Annotated in this window: 15 protein-coding genes; 2 read left to right on the top strand and 13 right to left on the bottom strand. The window is 62.5% G+C overall.

The genetic code is table 11. The annotated features are described in order from the left end of the window. Positions 1 to 23: 23 nt before the first annotated feature. From J4862_RS01350 to J4862_RS01410, 13 genes are all read right to left on the bottom strand, one after another. A complete protein-coding gene (locus tag J4862_RS01350) occupies positions 24 to 878 on the bottom strand; it encodes a hypothetical protein (protein WP_211788957.1) in 855 nt (284 codons plus the stop codon). Positions 879 to 892: 14 nt separating this feature from the next. Continuing rightward, positions 893 to 1,660, bottom strand: a complete 768-nt coding sequence (gene rsmI, locus J4862_RS01355; protein WP_211788958.1) for a 16S rRNA (cytidine(1402)-2'-O)-methyltransferase — start codon at positions 1,658 to 1,660, stop codon at positions 893 to 895. A 10-nt stretch (positions 1,661 to 1,670) separates the two neighbouring features. Then, a complete protein-coding gene (locus tag J4862_RS01360) occupies positions 1,671 to 3,743 on the bottom strand; it encodes a tetratricopeptide repeat protein (RefSeq protein WP_211788959.1) in 2,073 nt (690 codons plus the stop codon). 33 nt (positions 3,744 to 3,776) lie between these two features. After that, positions 3,777 to 4,343 carry a peptide deformylase gene (def, locus tag J4862_RS01365; protein WP_211788960.1) on the bottom strand — a complete coding sequence of 189 codons (567 nt, stop codon included), beginning with the start codon at positions 4,341 to 4,343 and terminating at the stop codon, positions 3,777 to 3,779. A gap of 48 nt (positions 4,344 to 4,391) precedes the next feature. Further along, on the bottom strand, positions 4,392 to 4,832 hold the full coding sequence (gene ruvX, locus J4862_RS01370; RefSeq protein ID WP_211788961.1) for a Holliday junction resolvase RuvX: 441 nt from the start codon (positions 4,830 to 4,832) through the stop codon (positions 4,392 to 4,394). 1,778 nt (positions 4,833 to 6,610) lie between these two features. Further along, complete coding sequence (locus J4862_RS01375) at positions 6,611 to 8,119, bottom strand: bifunctional ADP-dependent NAD(P)H-hydrate dehydratase/NAD(P)H-hydrate epimerase (protein ID WP_211788962.1); 1,509 nt, start codon at positions 8,117 to 8,119, stop codon at positions 6,611 to 6,613. Positions 8,120 to 8,134: 15 nt separating this feature from the next. Next, positions 8,135 to 8,926: an acyl-ACP--UDP-N-acetylglucosamine O-acyltransferase gene (lpxA, locus tag J4862_RS01380; RefSeq protein ID WP_211788963.1), complete on the bottom strand. Its 792-nt coding sequence runs from the start codon at positions 8,924 to 8,926 to the stop codon at positions 8,135 to 8,137. Positions 8,927 to 8,994: 68 nt separating this feature from the next. After that, positions 8,995 to 10,380, bottom strand: a complete 1,386-nt coding sequence (locus tag J4862_RS01385; protein WP_211788964.1) for a bifunctional UDP-3-O-[3-hydroxymyristoyl] N-acetylglucosamine deacetylase/3-hydroxyacyl-ACP dehydratase — start codon at positions 10,378 to 10,380, stop codon at positions 8,995 to 8,997. A gap of 10 nt (positions 10,381 to 10,390) precedes the next feature. Continuing rightward, the gene (gene lpxD / locus J4862_RS01390; RefSeq protein WP_211788965.1) at positions 10,391 to 11,437 is read right to left on the bottom strand and encodes a UDP-3-O-(3-hydroxymyristoyl)glucosamine N-acyltransferase; all 1,047 of its coding nucleotides are present in this window, start codon (positions 11,435 to 11,437) and stop codon (positions 10,391 to 10,393) included. Between the two features lie 47 nt (positions 11,438 to 11,484). Continuing rightward, positions 11,485 to 12,321 carry an orotidine-5'-phosphate decarboxylase gene (pyrF, locus tag J4862_RS01395; protein WP_211788966.1) on the bottom strand — a complete coding sequence of 279 codons (837 nt, stop codon included), beginning with the start codon at positions 12,319 to 12,321 and terminating at the stop codon, positions 11,485 to 11,487. A 28-nt stretch (positions 12,322 to 12,349) separates the two neighbouring features. After that, positions 12,350 to 13,438 (bottom strand): peptide chain release factor 1, encoded by a 1,089-nt coding sequence (gene prfA / locus J4862_RS01400; protein WP_211788967.1) that lies wholly within the window; start codon positions 13,436 to 13,438, stop codon positions 12,350 to 12,352. A gap of 31 nt (positions 13,439 to 13,469) precedes the next feature. After that, positions 13,470 to 14,636, bottom strand: a complete 1,167-nt coding sequence (locus J4862_RS01405; RefSeq protein WP_371742401.1) for an AIR synthase related protein — start codon at positions 14,634 to 14,636, stop codon at positions 13,470 to 13,472. Between the two features lie 27 nt (positions 14,637 to 14,663). Then, positions 14,664 to 15,629 (bottom strand): glucosaminidase domain-containing protein, encoded by a 966-nt coding sequence (locus tag J4862_RS01410; RefSeq protein ID WP_371742402.1) that lies wholly within the window; start codon positions 15,627 to 15,629, stop codon positions 14,664 to 14,666. A gap of 462 nt (positions 15,630 to 16,091) precedes the next feature. On the opposite strand from J4862_RS01410, the gene J4862_RS01415 reads away from it, so the two are divergent. Both J4862_RS01415 and crcB read left to right on the top strand, forming a co-directional pair. Next, positions 16,092 to 16,970, top strand: coding sequence for a nucleoside phosphorylase (locus tag J4862_RS01415; protein WP_211788968.1), 879 nt, complete (start codon positions 16,092 to 16,094; stop codon positions 16,968 to 16,970). 14 nt (positions 16,971 to 16,984) lie between these two features. Then, complete coding sequence (gene crcB, locus J4862_RS01420) at positions 16,985 to 17,380, top strand: fluoride efflux transporter CrcB (protein ID WP_211788969.1); 396 nt, start codon at positions 16,985 to 16,987, stop codon at positions 17,378 to 17,380. The last annotated feature ends 1 nt before the right edge of the window (position 17,381 follow it).

The raw sequence follows: 17,381 nt of genomic DNA on the forward strand, positions 1-17,381 counted from the left end.
TCTCGGATCGCTAAGCTAGGCGCTTAGTCTACCTGGACGACGAGGATCTTCGAGTTGCTCCAGAAGGCCTCGCTATTCTTGATGTGGAGGACGAGTTGCTTGTCACTGCCGGGCAGGAGCTCGTAGGAGCTAGCGGGGTGCACGGTCAGGAGGCGGGCCTTGCGGCTGTAGAGCGGCAGCTGCGAGAGGTCGCGGCGGTCGGTCTTCGTGAAGTAGCTCATATTAGCCTGCTCGGTGGCTACGCGGCCGCCCTGTAGGATCTTCATGTCCTTGAGGTCGCCCTTGGTACCGATGCAGTAGCGTACGGTGTTGAGCTCCTTGTCCTGGCTCGCCAGAGCCGCTGCCTGCTGTGCGGTAGCTGCGTTGAGGCGATCGACGTCACTCATGCGCTGCGTGAGCATGGAGTCCAGCAGACCGATGGCGAGGTTCTTACGCTCGAGCTCCTCGGTGAGGGTCTGCACGCGCTGCTTCTGCACCTCGAGCTCCTTGCGGAGCGCCGCGATGGTGGCCTGCAGGCGACGGTTCTGTCCGCCGCTCTTCTCGAGCTTCTCGGTCAGGGCATTGATGGCGTCGTTGCTGGCGCGGAGCTTGTCGTTGATCAGGAGCATATTGTCCTTGATGCGATCGCGCTCCGAGCGGCGGATGTCGCCCTTCATGGGGTTGACGTTGATCATCCCCTCGACCGAGGAGATCTCCTGGAAGTTGGTCAGGACGCTTGCCACGAGGGAGTCAGTCTCGTGGAGCTCGGACTCGTAGTTCTGGTTGACGATGGCGAGCGAGTCGTACTGAGCCTTCAGTGTCTTATACTCACTCGAGTTCGTCGAGCAGGATGCTAGGCCCAGTGAAAGTAGGCCAGCAAAGATCAGGATCTTCTTCATACACGTGAGATTATTTACTTATTCCACTTTTTAGAGCGCCGTAGTCGCTTGCGCTCCTCTTCGCTGAGTGGCTTGCTGTCGTCTATTGGGGGCTCCTTTTCACCCTCAAATGTACTATTTCTTCCGATAATAAGCACAAACTCCCCCCGCGGCTCGTGCTGGGTGAAGTGCTGGATGAGCTCCGCGAGGGTGCCGCGTACCGCCTCTTCGTAGAGCTTGGTGAGCTCCCGCACGGCCGCCACCTGCGTGTCGGCGGCGAAGTGCTCGGCCAGCTGCTCGAGGGTCTTGAGGAGGCGGTGAGGGGACTCGTAGAGGATCATCGTGTGGTCGCGCTGGGCGAGCTCACGGAGCTTGGTCTGCCGCCCCTTCTTGGCGGGGAGGAAGCCCTCGAAGCTGAAGCGATCGGAGGGCAAGCCCGAGATGACGAGCGCGGGGACGAAGGCCGTAGCCCCTGGGAGGCACTCGACCTCGATGCTACGCTCCAGGCAGGCACGCACTAGGAGGTAGCCGGGGTCGGAGATGGCGGGGGTGCCCGCGTCGGTGATGAGGGCTACCTCGCCCTCCTGCTCGATGCGGTCGCAGAGGCGCTCCAGGGCCTGATGCTCATTGTACTTGTGGTAGCTCTGCATCGGGCACTTGATCTCGTAGTGCTGTAGGAGTAGCCCCGAGGTGCGCGTATCCTCGGCGAGGATGAGCGGGACGCTGCGCAGCACCTTGAGGGCGCGTAGGGTGATGTCCTCGAGGTTGCCTATAGGGGTGGGCACTAGGATGAGCTTGGGCATAGGGCGGGGCTTATTGGTTCATGCGCTTGATGATGCTGTAGGCCTCGTAGAGCCCGAGCTCGCCTGCACGGCTGAGGTCACGCGTCCCCTCGGCGACCTTACCCTGAGCGTAGTAGAGGAGGCCGCGGTTGAAGTAGGCCTCAGCGAAGCTCGCGCTGAGCTCTATGGCCTTGTTGTAGTCCTCGAGGGCGCGGGTCTGCTCCCCTGAGCGCAGGTAGAGGTTGGCCCTATTATAGTAGCCGTAGGCGAAGCCTGGGGCGAGCTGTAGGAGCTGGTTGAGGTCGAGCAGCGGCGGGTGCTCCAGCAGGGCGCTGGGGCGGCGTGGGGCACTCGGCACGGTGATCGGCTGTCCACCGACGGTAGCTGCCGAGCGGATGAGCTGCTGCTCGGTGCTCGTGCTGGGCTCGGCCTGACGGCTCTGCAGCGCCTGCGAGCGGCGCACGGAGGCTGCGGCACGCGCTAGGTATGCTATAGAAAGTTTGGGGTCGATACTCAGGGCGCGGGTGAAGTCTAGGATCGCCTGGTCGAGGTCCTGAAGCAGGGCGTAGTCGATGCCTCGGCGTAGGTAGAGCTCGGCCTGATCCTCGCCGAGCTCCGAGAGCTGACGGATGTCGGCGTGCAGCGCCTGGATCTGCTTCTCGCCGAGCTGTAGGCTGCGCTCCTCGAGGAGGATGCGTGGGGCGCGGCGGTCGCGCTGCCTGAGGCGGCTATTGAGCTGGTCGAGGAGGCTGGAGTAGAAGACGCGGCTCTGGTTGCCATCCTTATCCACCTCGGTGAAGTAGCTGAGGTGCACGTCCTGCTTGGGCTGCAGCTGCTGCTCTACGTCCTGCACGCGGCCGCGCAGCTGACTGCTGTAGCTGGGGCGCTCGGCGCCCGTCTCGGGCTTGGTCTCGACGAGGAGGCCATACTTCTCGATCGCCTCGTCGGTCTCGCTACGGGTCTTGCTGGGCTTGCTGTTGGTCTTGGCCTGCTGCGTGGCCTGCTTGCGGTAGCGGGCGTTGTTGCTTAGGTCGAAGACGTGCAGCTGGTCCTGCGTGGCGCCCTTCGTATCCCCGAGACGCTGCCTGAGGGCAGCACGCGCTACGAAGCCCTCGGAGAAGATGGGGTAGACGCGGAGTACCTCATTGAGGTCGCTGAGGGCGGCACGCAGACGGCCCACGCGCTCGAGGAGCAGGGCGCGGTTGTAGCGTGCGATGTGGTTCTTCGGCTCGAGCTGGAGCAGCTTGTCCCAGTCGGTGATCGCCAGGCTGTATTCGCCGACCTGCATGCGCAGCAGGGCGCGGTTATTCAGCGCCGCACGCTCCGAGGGGCTGAGGCGTAGGGCCTCGCTGTAGTCCTCCATAGCGCCCCGCAGGTCATTCTGGTGGTAGCGCATGATGGCCCTATTGACATAGAGGCTAGCAGAGGCGCTTCCCCGACCGATGACGTAGTCTAGGTCACGGATGCTGGAGCTGTAGTCCTGGCGGGCTGCGGCGATCTGGGCGCGCAGCAGGTAGGCAGGGCTGTAGGCGCTGTCGAGCTCCAGGAGCTGCCCGAGGCGCTGCTGTGCCAATAGCGTGTCCTGCCGCTCTAGGGCGGACTGCGCTAGGAAGCGGTAGGCCTCGCGGCTCTTGGGGGCGAAGCGCAGCATCTGATAGGCGGCGCTGTCGGCCTCCTGGTACTTCTTCTCCTCCAGCAGCGCCAGCGTGAGGTTGTGGTGCATGCCCTGGTCGGCGGGGGAGAGGCTCAGCCCCTGACGGAAGTCCTTCGTCGCCGCTGGGTAGTCCTTGCTCGCCAGGTGTGCGATCCCTCGGATGAGGTAGGCTCGGCTCAGAAGGGGGTTACGCTCTAGCGCTAGGCTGGCATCGGCTGAGGCCCCAGCGTAGTCGTCGAGGCTGATCTTGGCGATGGAGCGGTAGAGGTAGGGCTCAGCCATCCAGGGGCGTAGGCCGATGACCTGGTTGAAGTAGCCCATCGAGACGATGTAGTCCTTGAAGTAGATCGCATTGCGCCCTATGTTCAAGACCTGATCCACATCGATCTGGGCGCGGAGCAGGCTGCTCGCACCGAGGAGGGCTAGGGCTAGAAGTAGGGGCTTACGCATGGAGGCAGCGGGGCTAAGGGGGTGAGGCGGGGCTTACTTACGCTTCTGAGGGGCAGTGACGGTGCGGTAGTGTGCACTCACCTTACCCTTCTGTAGGTTGGTCAGCTTGCCCTTGATGAGCTGGCGGCGGATGGCGGCGATCTTGTCCGTGAAGAGCACGCCCTCGATGTGGTCGTACTCGTGCTGGATGACGCGGGCAGCGAAGCCGGAGTAGGTCTCGCGGTGTGGCTCGAAGTTCGCATCCACGTACTCGATGGTGATCGTGGCCGGGCGGGTGACGCGCTCGTGGATGCCTGGGATGCTGAGGCAGCCCTCATCCTCGGCCAGCGTCTCCTCGCTGCTCTCTACGATACGAGCATTGATGAAGGTCTGCTTGAGCCCCTTGCACTCGGGGTAGCTCTCGGCCATGGGATCGGCGTCGATGACGAAGAGGCGAATGGCGCGCCCGATCTGAGGCGCCGCTAGCCCGATGCCATCGGAGAAGTACATAGTCTCCCACATGTCCTCGAGGAGCTGCTGTAGGCCCACATAGTCGGGGCTGATGTCGGCGCCGACCTCGCGTAGGACGGGGTGACCGTAGATATAAATAGGTAGTTTCATAGCGAGTCAATATCTGCTCTGTATAATCTAACGTATGGGATCCCTATCCTAGGGTAGCTGTATGGGCCCGAGGCCATCGCGCTGCTCGAGGTAGCTCTGCAGGATGATGACGGCGCTGACCTCGTCGACGAGCCCCTTGTCCTGCTGGCGGCGCATCTTGCCTATGCCTGCCTCGCGTATGGTACGCTGCGCTAGGACCGAGGTGAAGCGCTCGTCCTGATAGACGATCTTGAGCTGGGGCTGTGCCTGCTGCAGGCGGGTGACGAAGGGGCGGATGTATTTCATCGATTCGGACTCCTGACCCTGCATCTGGCGGGGGTAGCCCATCACGAGTAGATCCACGGGCTCGCGGCTGAGGTAGTCGGCGAGCCAGTCCAGTAGCTGGTGTGTGGGTATCGTCCCCAGCCCGCCTGGTACGAGCTGTAGGGTGTCGGTAGCCGCTACGCCGCAGCGCTTGCGTCCGAAATCAATAGCTAATATCCTTCCCATAGTTGTAGACACAAAGATACAAAAGCTAGGGGGATCGCCTGCCGCGCGCCTCGGGCTTCGTCCCCAGCGCCTCCCAAGGCTGCCCGCCCTCGTCCTCCGCCTCACACGCCTATAGTCTAAGGACGTCCCCTCGTGCGTGTCCTATGAAATGGCGAAGTGTGCCGCTGCGGTCTCACGACCGCTTTGAGGGTCGCCCCTGTAGGGCTCTGTCCTTTTGTCTGTAGTTTACCCAGGGTTTGGTCGCCCTTACAGGGCTGCGCACCCTGGGCTTTGAGGGGGTTGCCCCTTTAGGGGCTTTGCTCCTCCTCTTGGCGCATAGCCTCCTAAGTGTCTCCCTTCCGCTGCGTCATACCCTTAGTTCATGCTAGAGAAGTCCTCTCTTATCGCTAAGCTATGTTCTATCTAGCTCTCGAGCTTAGTCTGCATGCCAGCCCAAGGCTGCCCGCCCTCGTCCTCCGCCTCGCACGCCTATAGTCTAAGGACGTCCCCCTTGCGTGTGTCCTATGAAATGGCGAAGTATGCCGCTGCGGCCTCACGACCGCTTTGAGGGTCGCCCCTGTAGGGCTCTGTCCTTTTGTCTGTAGTTTACCCAGGGTTTGGTCGCCCTTACAGGGCTGCGCACCCTGGGCTTTGAGGGGGTCGCCCCTCTAGGGGCTTTGCTCCTCCGCTTGGCACATAGCCTCCTAAGTGTCTCCCTTCCGCTGCGTGATACCCTTAGTTTATGCTAGAGAAGTCCTCTCTTATCGCTAAGCTATGCCTCACCTTGTTCCATAGTTTGCGCCTATAGAGTGTCTTTGGCGTCTATTTTCTTGCTCTCTTCACGCCCTCCTCGTAACACCTACAGCTTTGCTGCCTTCGGCTTAGCTTTGTTCTTGGTAAGGGATAGGCGGAGGTGCAAGCCCCAGCGGGGCGACCCCTTCAAAGCCCAGGGTGCGCAGCCCTGTAAGGGCGACCAAACCCTGGGTAAGGTGGAGGCAATAAGGATAGAGCCCTACAGGGACGCCCCCCCAAACAACTAAGGATGGTCAGTGCTATTCCATAGTTCGTGCCTACAGGGTGTTTTTTGCCTCTATTTTCTTGCTCTCTTGACGTCCTCCCCGTAACACCTACAGCTTTGCTGCCTTCGGGTTAGCTTCGTTCTTGGTAAGGGATAGGCGGAGGGGCAAGCCCCAGCGGGGCGACCCCTTCAAAGCCCAGGGGTGCGTAGCCCTGCAAGGGCAACCAAACCCTGGGTAAGGTGGAGGCAATAAAGACAGAGCCCTACAGGGGCGCCCCCCCCAACGACTAAGGATGGTCAGTGCTGATGCTGGTTCGCCTTATCGGGGCGTGCTTCCGTGCTGGCTGCTACCCTTTGGTGCGCTGCACTGAGGGGCTTGCCTTCGTCCGAGGAGGCTCTGCGGGAGCTGAGGGAAGGCTGTGACGGAGCTGACCGACGGGTCGGACTGGGAAAAGTAATATAATATTTGGGGAGAAATAATATAATTTTTGCCAAAAAGTAATATAATAATTTGCCGAAAGTAATATAAGAACTGCGGAAAAGTTATATTATATTTTTCACCCACCCTTAGCCCTCAGCTCGGTCGCACTAGGGGCGAAGGGCTGCGATCAGCTGGGCGCAGCACGCTGAGCACCCGCTGTGAGAGGGCTTCGCCTTGCGCTGTGGCCTACTGAGGCTAGGGGAGAAGAGAGGGAGGAGCAAGAAGACAGAAAGCCCGCGGGGGCGACAGGCTGCTGTGCACTGTCGCCCCCGCGGGCTTGGGATAGGGCTGCTCGGAGCGCTAGAGGTCGAGCTGATGGTAGGCGCGGCTGATCTGGGGGAGGAGGTCGCCCGCTACGAGGCTGCGCTGGCTCTGCTTGCCCGAGTAGAGCTCAGCAGCGAGTCCGTGCAGGTGCACCCCGATCATGGCGGCCGTCATGCTCGAGCGGTACTGCGCGAGCAGGCCGATGATGAGGCCGTAGAGTACCTGCTGGCAGCCTGGGCGCGAGAGGGCGCTATTGCCCGTCACATCGAAGAGGACTGAGCCGCTAGGCAGACAGATCGCCGTGCTCTCGCCGCGTAGGATGAGGCAGACGTCGAGCTGTGCCGCCAGTTCCTTAGCCTCGCGCAGACGCTCTGCATCCGAGCTGTGGCGCGTGGTGAGCTGGTCGAAGCTGAATTCGTCCGCCACGAGGATAGAGTTCGGCGGGATGAGCGGCAGCAGTTCGCGGTGCTTGGTGAAGAGCCGCAGCGCGTCCTCCGCCAGCAGGAAGGGGCGTGTCGCAGCGAGCGTGAGGAGGGACTGGAGGCGTCCCGCAGCCTGCTCGCTCGTGCCGAAGCCGCTGGTCACAGCGATAGCCGTATAGCTCGAGAGGTACTGCTGGTAGCTCTCGAAGCTGCCGCTGGTGATGCGTAGCTCGGGCAGCATGAGCTGGAGCTGGAGGGCCTCCTCCTTGGGGATGGAGAGCTCGAGCGAAGCGAGCCCCGAGCGCTGAGCCGCACGTGCCAGCAGCAGCGCCGAGCCTGCATAGCCAGGCTGGAGGATGGGGACGAAGACCCGAGGGGGAAGGGTGCCGTAGCCCTCGAGGGGACGGCTCTGCAGCTCGGTAGTCACCGAGCTATCCTCGATGAGGTGGTACTGGACGGGGATACCCTCCTCGGCGGCAGCACTGATACCGAGGGGGATGTGACGCCACTCCCCGACATAGGGCTTATGCTCCTTGAAGAAGAAGGCGAGCTTCGGGCTATCGAAGGCGATGGTGCGCTCGGCACGGAAGATCTCCCGATGCTGGTTCCCCGAGTTCTCCTCGGCGAAGAGACCCGAGGGGATCTCGATGCTCACGCGGCGCGCCTTGCTGGCATTGAGGTACTGGATGAGCTGCTGGTAGCCGCCCGAGAGGGGCGTAGAGAGCTCTGCGCCGAAGATACCATCGATCACCACATCCTCGCTGCTGAGGTTGACCTTGAGCAGCGACTCGTAGATAGGCGTGAAGAGGAGTCCCTCCGCCTCCATCAGCGGGAGTAGCTCCTCCACCTCGGGGGAGATCTTGCCCGCGCTATAGATGAGGTAGACCGAGACGCGGTAGCCGCGGTCGAAGAGCAGGCGTGCCGTCCTCAGCGCATAGGCCCCGCAGCGCCCCGCTCCAGCCCAGACGTAGACCATGCGTACGCCGCGCTGGTAGTGGCGGACGAACTCCTGGACGAAGGCGCTAGCAGCACGATCGATGTGGTCACGACTCGTCAGCCCGTCGAGCTCGAGCGCCCGCTGGTAGAGCAGGGGGAGCTGCTTGCCGGTGAAGATCTTCTGCATGAGCCCGCCCTCCTGCTAGTCCATGGTGCCGCGTACGATACCTCGCTCGGAGGAGCGTACGAAGTCGAGGATGAGCTGGCGCTCGTAGGTGTCGGGGATCTCCTCCTCGATGACCTTGAAGGCCTCGCTATTGTTGAGCCCGCGCTGATAGAGGGTGCGGTAGATGTCGTTGATGCGGAAGATCTGCTCGTTGGTGAAGCCGCGACGACGCAGCCCCACGATGTTGATCCCGCAGTAGACGATAGGGTCGCGACCGATGAGCGTGTAGGGAGGGATGTCCTTATTGACACGGCTACCGCCCTGGAGCATGACGTGCTTGGAGATGCGGACGAACTGGTGCACCAGCGAGCCACCGCTGAGGATGGCGTAGTCGTCGACCTCTACCTCACCCGCTACCTGCGTAGCATTGCCGAGGATGACATGGTCGCCGAGGACGCAGTCGTGGGCGACGTGCGAGTAGGCCATCAGGAGGCAGTGGCTGCCGACGACGGTCTTACCCTTGGAGGCGGTACCACGATTGACGGTAGCACACTCGCGGACGCTGACGTGATCGCCGAGGATGGCGAGGCTCTCCTCACCAGCGTACTTGAGGTCCTGAGGGATACCGCCGATGACGGCCCCTGGGTGGATGTGGCAGTGCTTACCCAGGCGCGAGCCGCTCTTGATGACGGCGCCGCTCTCGATGATACAGCCTTCGCCGAGCTCCGTATTGGCCTCGATGACGGCGAAGGGATGCACGAGGACGCCTTCGCCGAGCTTAGCCTCGGGAGACACAGAGGCTAGGGGACTGATTTGCTGCTGTGACATAGTCTAGCATATAGGGCGCCGTGCAGACGCTCCCCCTCTGAGGAGGACAGCGCCTGCACGACGGTGGGTTACTTATTCTTGACGACCTGAGCCATGAACTCAGCCTCGCAGACGAGCTTCTCGCCGACGAAGGCTAGACCGCGCATATTCGCCACGCCGCGACGCACCTCGGTAATGAGGCGGAGCTTGAAGACGAGGGTGTCGCCTGGGACGACCTTCTGGCGGAACTTCACGTTGTCTATCTTCATGAAGTAGGTAGAGTAGCGCTCGGGGTCCTCCACCTGGCTGAGGATGAGTAGCCCCCCGACCTGAGCCATGGCCTCGACCTGCAGGACGCCGGGCATGACGGGCTCGCTGGGGAAGTGGCCCTGGAAGAAGGGCTCGTTGCCCGAGACGCTCTTGACACCTACGATATAGTCCGCGCCGATCTCGATGATCTTGTCCACCATGAGGAAGGGGTAGCGGTGGGGCAGACGCTCACGCACCTGGTTGACATCCAGCAGCGGCGTGGCGTTGGGGTCGTAGAGCGGGGCCTGCGCTTCGTTGAGCTTGATATCCTTGCGGATCTTCAGGCCCATCTCGTTGTTGATCTTATGCCCGGGGCAGAAGGCGATGATACGCCCGACGATGGGACGGCCGATGAGGGCGAGGTCTCCGAGGACATCGAGCAGCTTGTGACGGGCAGGCTCGTTGGGGAAGATGATGGGGCTGTTATTGATGTAGCCCAGCTCGGGGGCTACCTTGCGCGCTACGCCCATCAGGTCGCAGATCTTGTCGAGCTGCGTCTGCTCCATAGGCTGGTCGTAGATCACGAGGGCGTTGTCGAGGTCGCCGCCCTTGATGAGGTTGTGCTCCAGCAGCGTCTCCACCTCGCGCACGAAGACGAAGGTGCGGCTGGCGGAGATCTCCTGGTCGAAGTCTTCCAGCGACTCCAGGGAGGCGAACTGATTGCTCAGCACAGGCGAGTCGAAGGACACGTGCACGTCCACGCCGAACTTGCTGTCGGGTAGCAGGATGATGCGCGAGCGGCCATCGCTAGACGAGACCTCCTGGCGCTGCTTGACGATGTAGGGCTCGACGGGGAGCTCCTGCTCGACAAGGCCGACGCGGTCGATAGCCTCGATGTAGTGCTTGGCACTGCCGTCGAGGATAGGGAACTCAGGGGCGTTGACCTCGATGAGGCAGTTGTCCACGCCCTTGGCATAGAGTGCTGCCATAGCGTGCTCGATGGTGCTGACGGCGGCTGAGCCCTTGATGAGGACGGTGCCGCGCTCGGTGCCCTTGACGAACTCAGAGAGGGCGGGGATCTCGGGCATGCCCTCCAGATCCGTGCGGCGGATGACGCGACCCGTGCCAGCAGGCGCGGGATGGAAGTTGATCTCGATATTTAGACCCGTGTGGAGGCCCTTCCCCGTGAGGGCGAAGGAGCTGGCGAGCGTCTGTTGCTTCTTCATATACCTTGTGTTAGTTCGTTGCTGATGCTTGCTTAAGAGCAGCGAGCTCCTTCTCGAGGGCCTGCAGGCGGCGGTACATCTCGGGGAGCTTGGGCTGGAGGACGAAGCTCCGCATGGCGTCACGCAGCGGCATCGCAGGTGAGCCCATGAGCGTGCTGCCATCGGGGGTGTTGCTGATGACCCCTGCCTGTCCGCCCATCTCTACGCGGTCGCCGATGGTGATGTGCCCACCGATGCCGACCTGCCCGCCGAACTTGCCCCACTGCCCGATCTGGCTGGAGCCAGCCACCCCGACCTGTGCAGCCATGACGGTGTGGGCCCCGACGGAGCAGTTGTGCGCGATCTGGACGAGGTTGTCTAGCTTGACGCCGCGGCCGATGCGCGTGCTGCCCATGACGGCCCGGTCGATGCAGGTATTGGCGCCTACCTCTACGTCGTCCTCGAGGATGACCTTACCCAGCTGAGGGATCTTGTGGTAGCCGTCGGCCTCGGGTGCGAAGCCGAAGCCATCGGCGCCGATGACGGCCCCCGCGTGGATGATGCAGCGTGCGCCGATCTCCACGCCGTGGTAGAGCGTAGCATGGGGGTAGACGATGGAGTCCTCCCCGAGCTGCACCCCAGCACCGATGTAGGCGTGGGGGTAGATGAGCGAGCCCTTGCCGATGCGTGCCCCTGCTTCAATAACGGCGAAGGCCCCGATATAGACATCTTCGCCCAGCTCTACGCCCTCGGCGATAGCGGCCTGAGGGGAGATGCCCTCGGGGCGGGGCTTCTGCTGCTGCTCGACCAGCTGCATGAGCTTGGCTAGAGCAGCGTAGGGGTCGGCCACGCGGATCAGCGTCGCCTTGACCTCCTGGCGGGGGGCAAAGTCCTTGCTGACGAGTAGGATGGTGGCCTCGGTGCTGTAGGCGTAGGCTTCGTACTTAGGGTTGGCGAGGAAGGCTAGGTCGCCTGCCTTCGCGCTCTCGATCTTGCCGAAGTCGGAGACGAGGGCGGCGCTGTCGCCCTCGATGATGCCATCGAGGAGGGGGGCTATCTGTGCGGCGCTGAACTGCATTGCTTCGTACTGTCGTAGCTATGGATAGGGGAGCTGGTCGCTGGGGGCTAAGCCTCGACGAGCTTGTTCTTGATGAGGATCTCGGCCATCTGATGTCGGAGCTTCTCGGCCTCGGCCGCTGCGGCGCTGGCGAAGGCCTCGGTATGGTCGGCGTAGATGATGCTACGCGAGGCGTTGACCAGTAGGCCGCACTGCTCGTTGAGGCCGTAGCGGGCTACTTCCTCGAGGCTACCGTTCTGCGAGCCGACGCCTGGTACGAGGAGGAAGGAGTCGGGTACGATGGCACGTACACGCTCCAGCATGGCGGCCTTGGTAGCGCCGACGACGTACATCAGCTGCTCGCTGTCGCCCCATTCCTTGCTCTTCTCGAGGACCTGCTCGAAGAGCGCCTTGCCCTCCTTGTCCTCGGTGAGCTGGAAGTCGAAGGCCCCCTCATTGGAGGTCAGTGCCAGCAGGACGACCCAGTGGCCCGTGTACTTGAGGAAGGGCTGTACGCTATCGCTGCCCATGTAGGGGGCGATGGTCAGGGCGTCGACCTTGAGGTGCTCGAAGAAGCTGCGTGCATACATGTCGCTGGTGTTGCCGATGTCGCCACGCTTGGCGTCGGCGATGATGAACTGCTCGGGATATTCGCTCTGCAGGTAGGCGACGGTCTTCTCGAAGGCCTTGATGCCGAAGCTGCCCATGCTCTCATAGAAGGCTAGGTTGGGCTTGTAGGCGACGCAGAGGTGCGCCGTGGCATCGATGATACGCTTGTTGAAGGCAAAGATAGGGTCATCCTCATCCTGTAGGAACTGTGGGATCTTCCTTACGTCGGTATCGAGTCCGATGCAGAGGAAGGAGCGCTTGCGTTGAATCTCCTTGAAGAGTTCGTTCTTGGTCATGATAATAGCTGTATGCGGGGCGCGGCCTCTAGAGGGCGGCCTCCTTCATTCGTTCGATGTTCTCAGCGATGATCAGCTCGTCGATGATGGGCTGTATCTCCCCGCCCATGATGGCGGCCAGATTGTAGAGCGTGAGGTTGATGCGGTGGTCGGTGACGCGCCCCTGCGGGTAGTTGTAGGTGCGGATCTTGGCCGAGCGGTCGCCGGTGGAGACCATCGTCTTGCGGCGGGCTGCGATAGCCTCGTTGTGCTTGGTCAGCTCGATGTCGTAGAGCTTGGTGCGCAGCATCTGCATGGCCAGCTCACGGTTGGCTAGCTGGGTACGTGCCTGCTGGCAGACGACGACGATGCCCGTAGGCTTGTGCGTCAGCTGCACCTTGGTCTCGACCTTATTGACGTTCTGTCCACCAGCGCCCCCCGAGCGTGCGGTCTGCATCTCGATGTCGGCGGGGTTGAGCACGACGTCCACCTCCTCGGCCTCGGGGAGGACAGCCACGGAGGCTGCGGAGGTGTGTACGCGCCCCTGAGTCTCGGTCTCGGGCACACGCTGTACGCGGTGCACGCCGCTCTCATACTTGAGGATGCCGTAGACGCCATCGCCCGTGACAGTGAAGATGATTTCCTTGTAGCCGCCTGCGGTGCCCTCGCTCATGCTGGTGACCTCGGTCGTCCAGCCGCGGCTCTCGCAGTAGCGCACGTACATCTTATATAGGTCTCCAGCGAAGAGCGCTGCCTCGTCGCCGCCCGTACCGCCACGGATCTCCATGACGACGTTCTTGGCGTCCTCGGGGTCTGCGGGGATGAGCAGGAGCTTGATCTCCTCCTCGAGGGCGGGGATACGCTCCTCTGCCTCCTGCATCATCTCGCGTGCCATCGCACGCAGCTCGGGGTCGCTCTCGCTCTCGAGCGTCTCGCGGCCCTCGCTGATGTTGCCCAGGAGGTTCCGATACTCCTTACCCTTATCTAATATCCGCTCTAGGTCACGATACTCCTTACTGAGCTTCATGAATCGCTTCTGATCGGCGATGATGTCGGGCGCGGTGATGAGGGTCGTGATCTCCTGGAACCGTATCTCGAGGCTCTCTATACGACTTAGCAGGTCGTTCTCTGTTGCCATGTATATCGCTGTGTGGGTTGCTGTCTAATTCTTATTCGTAGCTGAGGGTGCCGTAGGGGGAGTGTATCGTGAGCTGCTTGCGCTCGGCGGCCTCCACGCGCCCTATGATCTGAGCCTCTACGCCGAAGCTCTGGGAGATCTCGATGATGCGTGCTGCATCCTCGGGGGCTACATAGAGCTCCATGCGGTGCCCCATGTTGAAGACCTTGTACATCTCCTGCCACGGCGTGCCGCTCTCCTGCTGTATGAGCTCGAAGAGGGGCGGCGTGGGGAATAGATTGTCCTTGATGACGTGCACCGCGTCGACGAAGTGCAGCACCTTGGTCTGCGCTCCGCCCGAGCAGTGTACCATGCCGTGGATGCGTGGACGGAGCTCGTCCAGCACCTGGCGGATGATGGGGGCGTAGGTGCGGGTGGGGGAGAGGATGAGGCGCCCTGCGTCGAGGGGTGTCCCTGCGATGGGCTCGGTGAGCTCGCGCGTGCCGCTGTAGACGAGTTCGTCGGGCGTAGCGGCATCGTAGCTCTCGGGGTAGCGGGCGGCCAGCGCATGCGTCAGCACGTCGTGGCGAGCCGAGGTCAGGCCGTTGCTGCCCATGCCGCCGTTGTACTCGCGCTCGTAGCTGGCCTGTCCGTAGGAGGCCAGGCCGACGATGACGTCGCCGGGACGAATGCGCGCGTTGTCGATGACGTCACTGCGGTGCATGCGGCAGGTGACGGTGCTGTCGACGATGATGGTACGCACCAGGTCGCCCACGTCGGCTGTCTCTCCGCCCGTGGCGTAGACGCCTATGCCCTGCTCGCGCAGCTCTGCCAGCAGCTCCTCGGTGCCGTTGATGATGGCGGCGATGACTTCGCCTGGGATGAGGTGCTTATTGCGCCCTATGGTGGAGGATACGAGGATGCCATCGACGGCGCCCACGCAGAGCAGGTCGTCGATGTTCATGATCAGCGCATCCTGCGCGATGCCCTTCCATACGGAGAGGTCTCCCGTCTCGCGCCAGTAGAGGTAGGCCAGCGAGGACTTGGTGCCTGCGCCGTCGGCGTGCATGATGTTGCAGTACTCGGGGTCACCGCCGAGGATGTCGGGGATGATCTTGCAGAAGGCCTTAGGGTAGAGTCCCTTGTCTACGTTCTTGATGGCGGCATGGACGTCCTCCTTGCTGGCGGAGACGCCGCGCTGCATATAGCGTTCGTTCATATTCGGTGCGTGGTCACGAGGCAGCCGCTATCGCAGACGAAGGACATCGCCTTCCTCTGGGACGTAGTCGCCATCCTTATTGTTGAGCTTGTATAGTCGGTCCAGACGGATGCCGTAGCGCTGCGCGATGTCGTGCATGGAGTCTCCGATGCGGACGGTGTAGGTGCTGTAGCGTGGGGTGGCCTCCGTGTTCTTCGTCTCGAGGTAGACGATGTCGCCCTCGCTGAGGGGGTAGTCCAGCGGCGTATCGTTGTACTTAGCGAGCTTCTTGGCAGGGATGCCCATGTCCTCGGCGATGCGCTCGTAGCTGTCGTTCTGATCCGCCAGTACATACAGCAGGCCGTAGCTGATGTAGGCACGGCGCTGGGGCTGGTCGTAGTGACGCTCGGGGCGGCGCGGGCTGCGGGAGCTGCGCGCCTCGGCACCAGTATACCAGCTGGGGGTATTGCCGTGGTCGAAGGTGTAGAGCTCGTAGTCCTCGATGACCTTGATGAGCATGTTGGCGTAGCCCTTGTTGGTCGCGTAGCCACAGAGCTGTAGCCCCTGGGCCCAGCCGCGGTAGTCATCGTAGCGCAGGGCGAAGAGGCGCTGGTAGCGCTTGCCCTTGAGGAAGGCAGAGTGGTCCTCGTAGGATTCTCTCGCTGAGGGGTAGGAGCGGAAGCAGTCGTTGGGGCGGTCGTCCTTGTGATAGGTGCGCTTGCCCGTCCAGCTGTTGTGGCACTTGATGCCGAAGTGGTTGTTATGCTCCAGCGCCAGCATGCTGGAGCCAGCGCCCGTCTCGATGAGCCCCTGCGCCAGGGTGATGCTGGCGGGGATGGCGTAGCGATCCATCTGTCGCTTGGCCTCGGGGCTGAAGCTCCGTATATAGTCCATGTAGGACTGCTTACGCGGGGTCTGTGCGGAGAGCGTGACGAGGCTAAGGAGGCTCAGACAGAGGGCGAGGGCCATGCTGTAGAGACTCCGTGCGCGGCTGAGTGCGGGGCAATTATTCATCTATCTATAACTGTCGGACGTAGCTAAGAAATAGCTATATACGAGCACAAAGATACGAATAATGGACTAATCCCTTGAGCCGCGCCTAGCAGCCTCTCCTAGGGCTAGATAGCGCTGTAGGGTGCCTCGGAAGGGCGCTTTGCACTGCCTCGCGACGATGCTCCCAGTAGGCCCGCTGCGTCTCGGGAGTCGGGGTGGAGCTTCTCCCGAGCTATCCCTCGAGGCTCCTGACGGATATCCCTCAGCTCGCTGACCGACGTCCCTCACGGCGCTGACCGATACCCCTCGCGGGGCTGAGGGATATCGGTCGGGAGGCTTAGGACTAAGGCCGCCGCGCGCTCGCCCCTCGGGCGGGGAGCGCTAGCATGGGCGAGAACTCGTACCTTTGTGTACAGCCCTGCCACAGCGCGGGCTAGCCCTTAGGGCAAGGACCTCACCTAGCTAACCCTAGACATATATAATATGAGTAGCAAGCGCATCATCCCCTCCTCCGAGCTGATCATCAATGCCGATGGCTCGGTCTTCCACCTGCATCTGCGTCCCGAGCAGCTCGCCGATAAGGTCTTCCTCGTCGGAGACCCCGCGCGTGTCGATATGGTGGCCTCCCGCTTCGAGCGCATCGAGTGCAATGTGTCGAGCCGTGAGTTCCACACCATCACGGGCTACTATCAAGGCAAGCGCATCACCGTCGTCAGCCACGGCATAGGTACGGACAACATCGACATCGTGCTCAACGAGCTCGACGCCCTGGCCAACATCGACTTCGAGACGCGCCAGATCAAGGATGAGCTACGCCAGCTGACGCTGGTGCGTGTCGGCACCTCGGGCGGCCTGCAGGACGAGACGCCCATCGGCAGCTACGTGGCGGCGGTGCACTCTGTCGGCTTCGACGGCGTGCTCTACTTCTACGCTGATAGCCAGCGGGTGCGTCATCGTGCCTTCGAGGAGGCGCTGATCCAGCAGCTGGACTGGCAGCTAGAGGGCCTGCGTCCCTACGTCGTGCCAGCAGATCCCTCCCTCATCGAGCAGATCTGCGGCAGCGATATCCTGCGCGGGAACACCATAGCGGCCAACGGCTTCTACGGCCCTCAGGGACGCCAGCTGCGCCTCGCGCTGCAGGACCCTGGGCTCAATGCCAAGATCCAGGCCTTCGACCACGAGGGGCTGCGCCTGACCAACTACGAGATGGAGAGCTCTTCGCTCGCGGGGCTGGCGGCCCTGATGGGGCACCGCGCTATGACGGTCTGCTGCATCATCGCCGGGCGCAAGGCGCAGAACATGAATACCGACTATAAGGGCAGCATCGAGGGGCTCATCGACCTCGTCCTCGAGCGTATCTAGCCGCGCGGGGCGCTATGTCGGCACTCCCTGCTTCGCTGCCCGCGCTCGCCCTCGCCTTCGTCGGCGGAGGGCTGGGCAGCGTGCTGCGCTACCTGCTGGGGCTCCTCGGGGCTCAGCTCCTCGGGCAGCCCAGCCCGTGGATGACCTGGGGGATCAACCTTCTCGGTTCGCTCGCCCTCGGCTACCTCCTTGGGCTCTCGGATCGCACGCTAGGCTCGTGGAGCCCCGAGCTGCGTATCCTCCTCGGCGCGGGCTTCTGTGGCGGCTTCACCACCTTCTCTACCTTCTCAGCCGAGGCGCTGGGACTGCTTCGCTCGGCGGCCTATCTCGAGGCTGCCCTCTACATCCTGCTCAGCGTCGCGCTGGGGCTAGGGGCTAGTCTCCTCGGGCTCCGGCTGGCGCAGGGCTAGT

The organism is Porphyromonas sp. oral taxon 275 (genome assembly GCF_018127745.1).
GTDB lineage: Bacteria > Bacteroidota > Bacteroidia > Bacteroidales > Porphyromonadaceae > Porphyromonas.

Bases quoted from the DNA above. Each gene is read 5' to 3' on its own strand.
- J4862_RS01350 (WP_211788957.1), bottom strand. From the start codon at position 878: ATGAAGAAGATCCTGATCTTTGCTGGCCTACTTTCACTGGGCCTAGCA.
- rsmI (WP_211788958.1), bottom strand. From the start codon at position 1,660: ATGCCCAAGCTCATCCTAGTGCCCACCCCTATAGGCAACCTCGAGGAC.
- J4862_RS01360 (WP_211788959.1), bottom strand. From the start codon at position 3,743: ATGCGTAAGCCCCTACTTCTAGCCCTAGCCCTCCTCGGTGCGAGCAGC.
- def (WP_211788960.1), bottom strand. From the start codon at position 4,343: ATGAAACTACCTATTTATATCTACGGTCACCCCGTCCTACGCGAGGTC.
- ruvX (WP_211788961.1), bottom strand. From the start codon at position 4,832: ATGGGAAGGATATTAGCTATTGATTTCGGACGCAAGCGCTGCGGCGTA.
- J4862_RS01375 (WP_211788962.1), bottom strand. From the start codon at position 8,119: ATGCAGAAGATCTTCACCGGCAAGCAGCTCCCCCTGCTCTACCAGCGG.
- lpxA (WP_211788963.1), bottom strand. From the start codon at position 8,926: ATGTCACAGCAGCAAATCAGTCCCCTAGCCTCTGTGTCTCCCGAGGCT.
- J4862_RS01385 (WP_211788964.1), bottom strand. From the start codon at position 10,380: ATGAAGAAGCAACAGACGCTCGCCAGCTCCTTCGCCCTCACGGGGAAG.
- lpxD (WP_211788965.1), bottom strand. From the start codon at position 11,437: ATGCAGTTCAGCGCCGCACAGATAGCCCCCCTCCTCGATGGCATCATC.
- pyrF (WP_211788966.1), bottom strand. From the start codon at position 12,321: ATGACCAAGAACGAACTCTTCAAGGAGATTCAACGCAAGCGCTCCTTC.
- prfA (WP_211788967.1), bottom strand. From the start codon at position 13,438: ATGGCAACAGAGAACGACCTGCTAAGTCGTATAGAGAGCCTCGAGATA.
- J4862_RS01405 (WP_371742401.1), bottom strand. From the start codon at position 14,636: ATGAACGAACGCTATATGCAGCGCGGCGTCTCCGCCAGCAAGGAGGAC.
- J4862_RS01410 (WP_371742402.1), bottom strand. From the start codon at position 15,629: ATGAATAATTGCCCCGCACTCAGCCGCGCACGGAGTCTCTACAGCATG.
- J4862_RS01415 (WP_211788968.1), top strand. From the start codon at position 16,092: ATGAGTAGCAAGCGCATCATCCCCTCCTCCGAGCTGATCATCAATGCC.
- crcB (WP_211788969.1), top strand. From the start codon at position 16,985: ATGTCGGCACTCCCTGCTTCGCTGCCCGCGCTCGCCCTCGCCTTCGTC.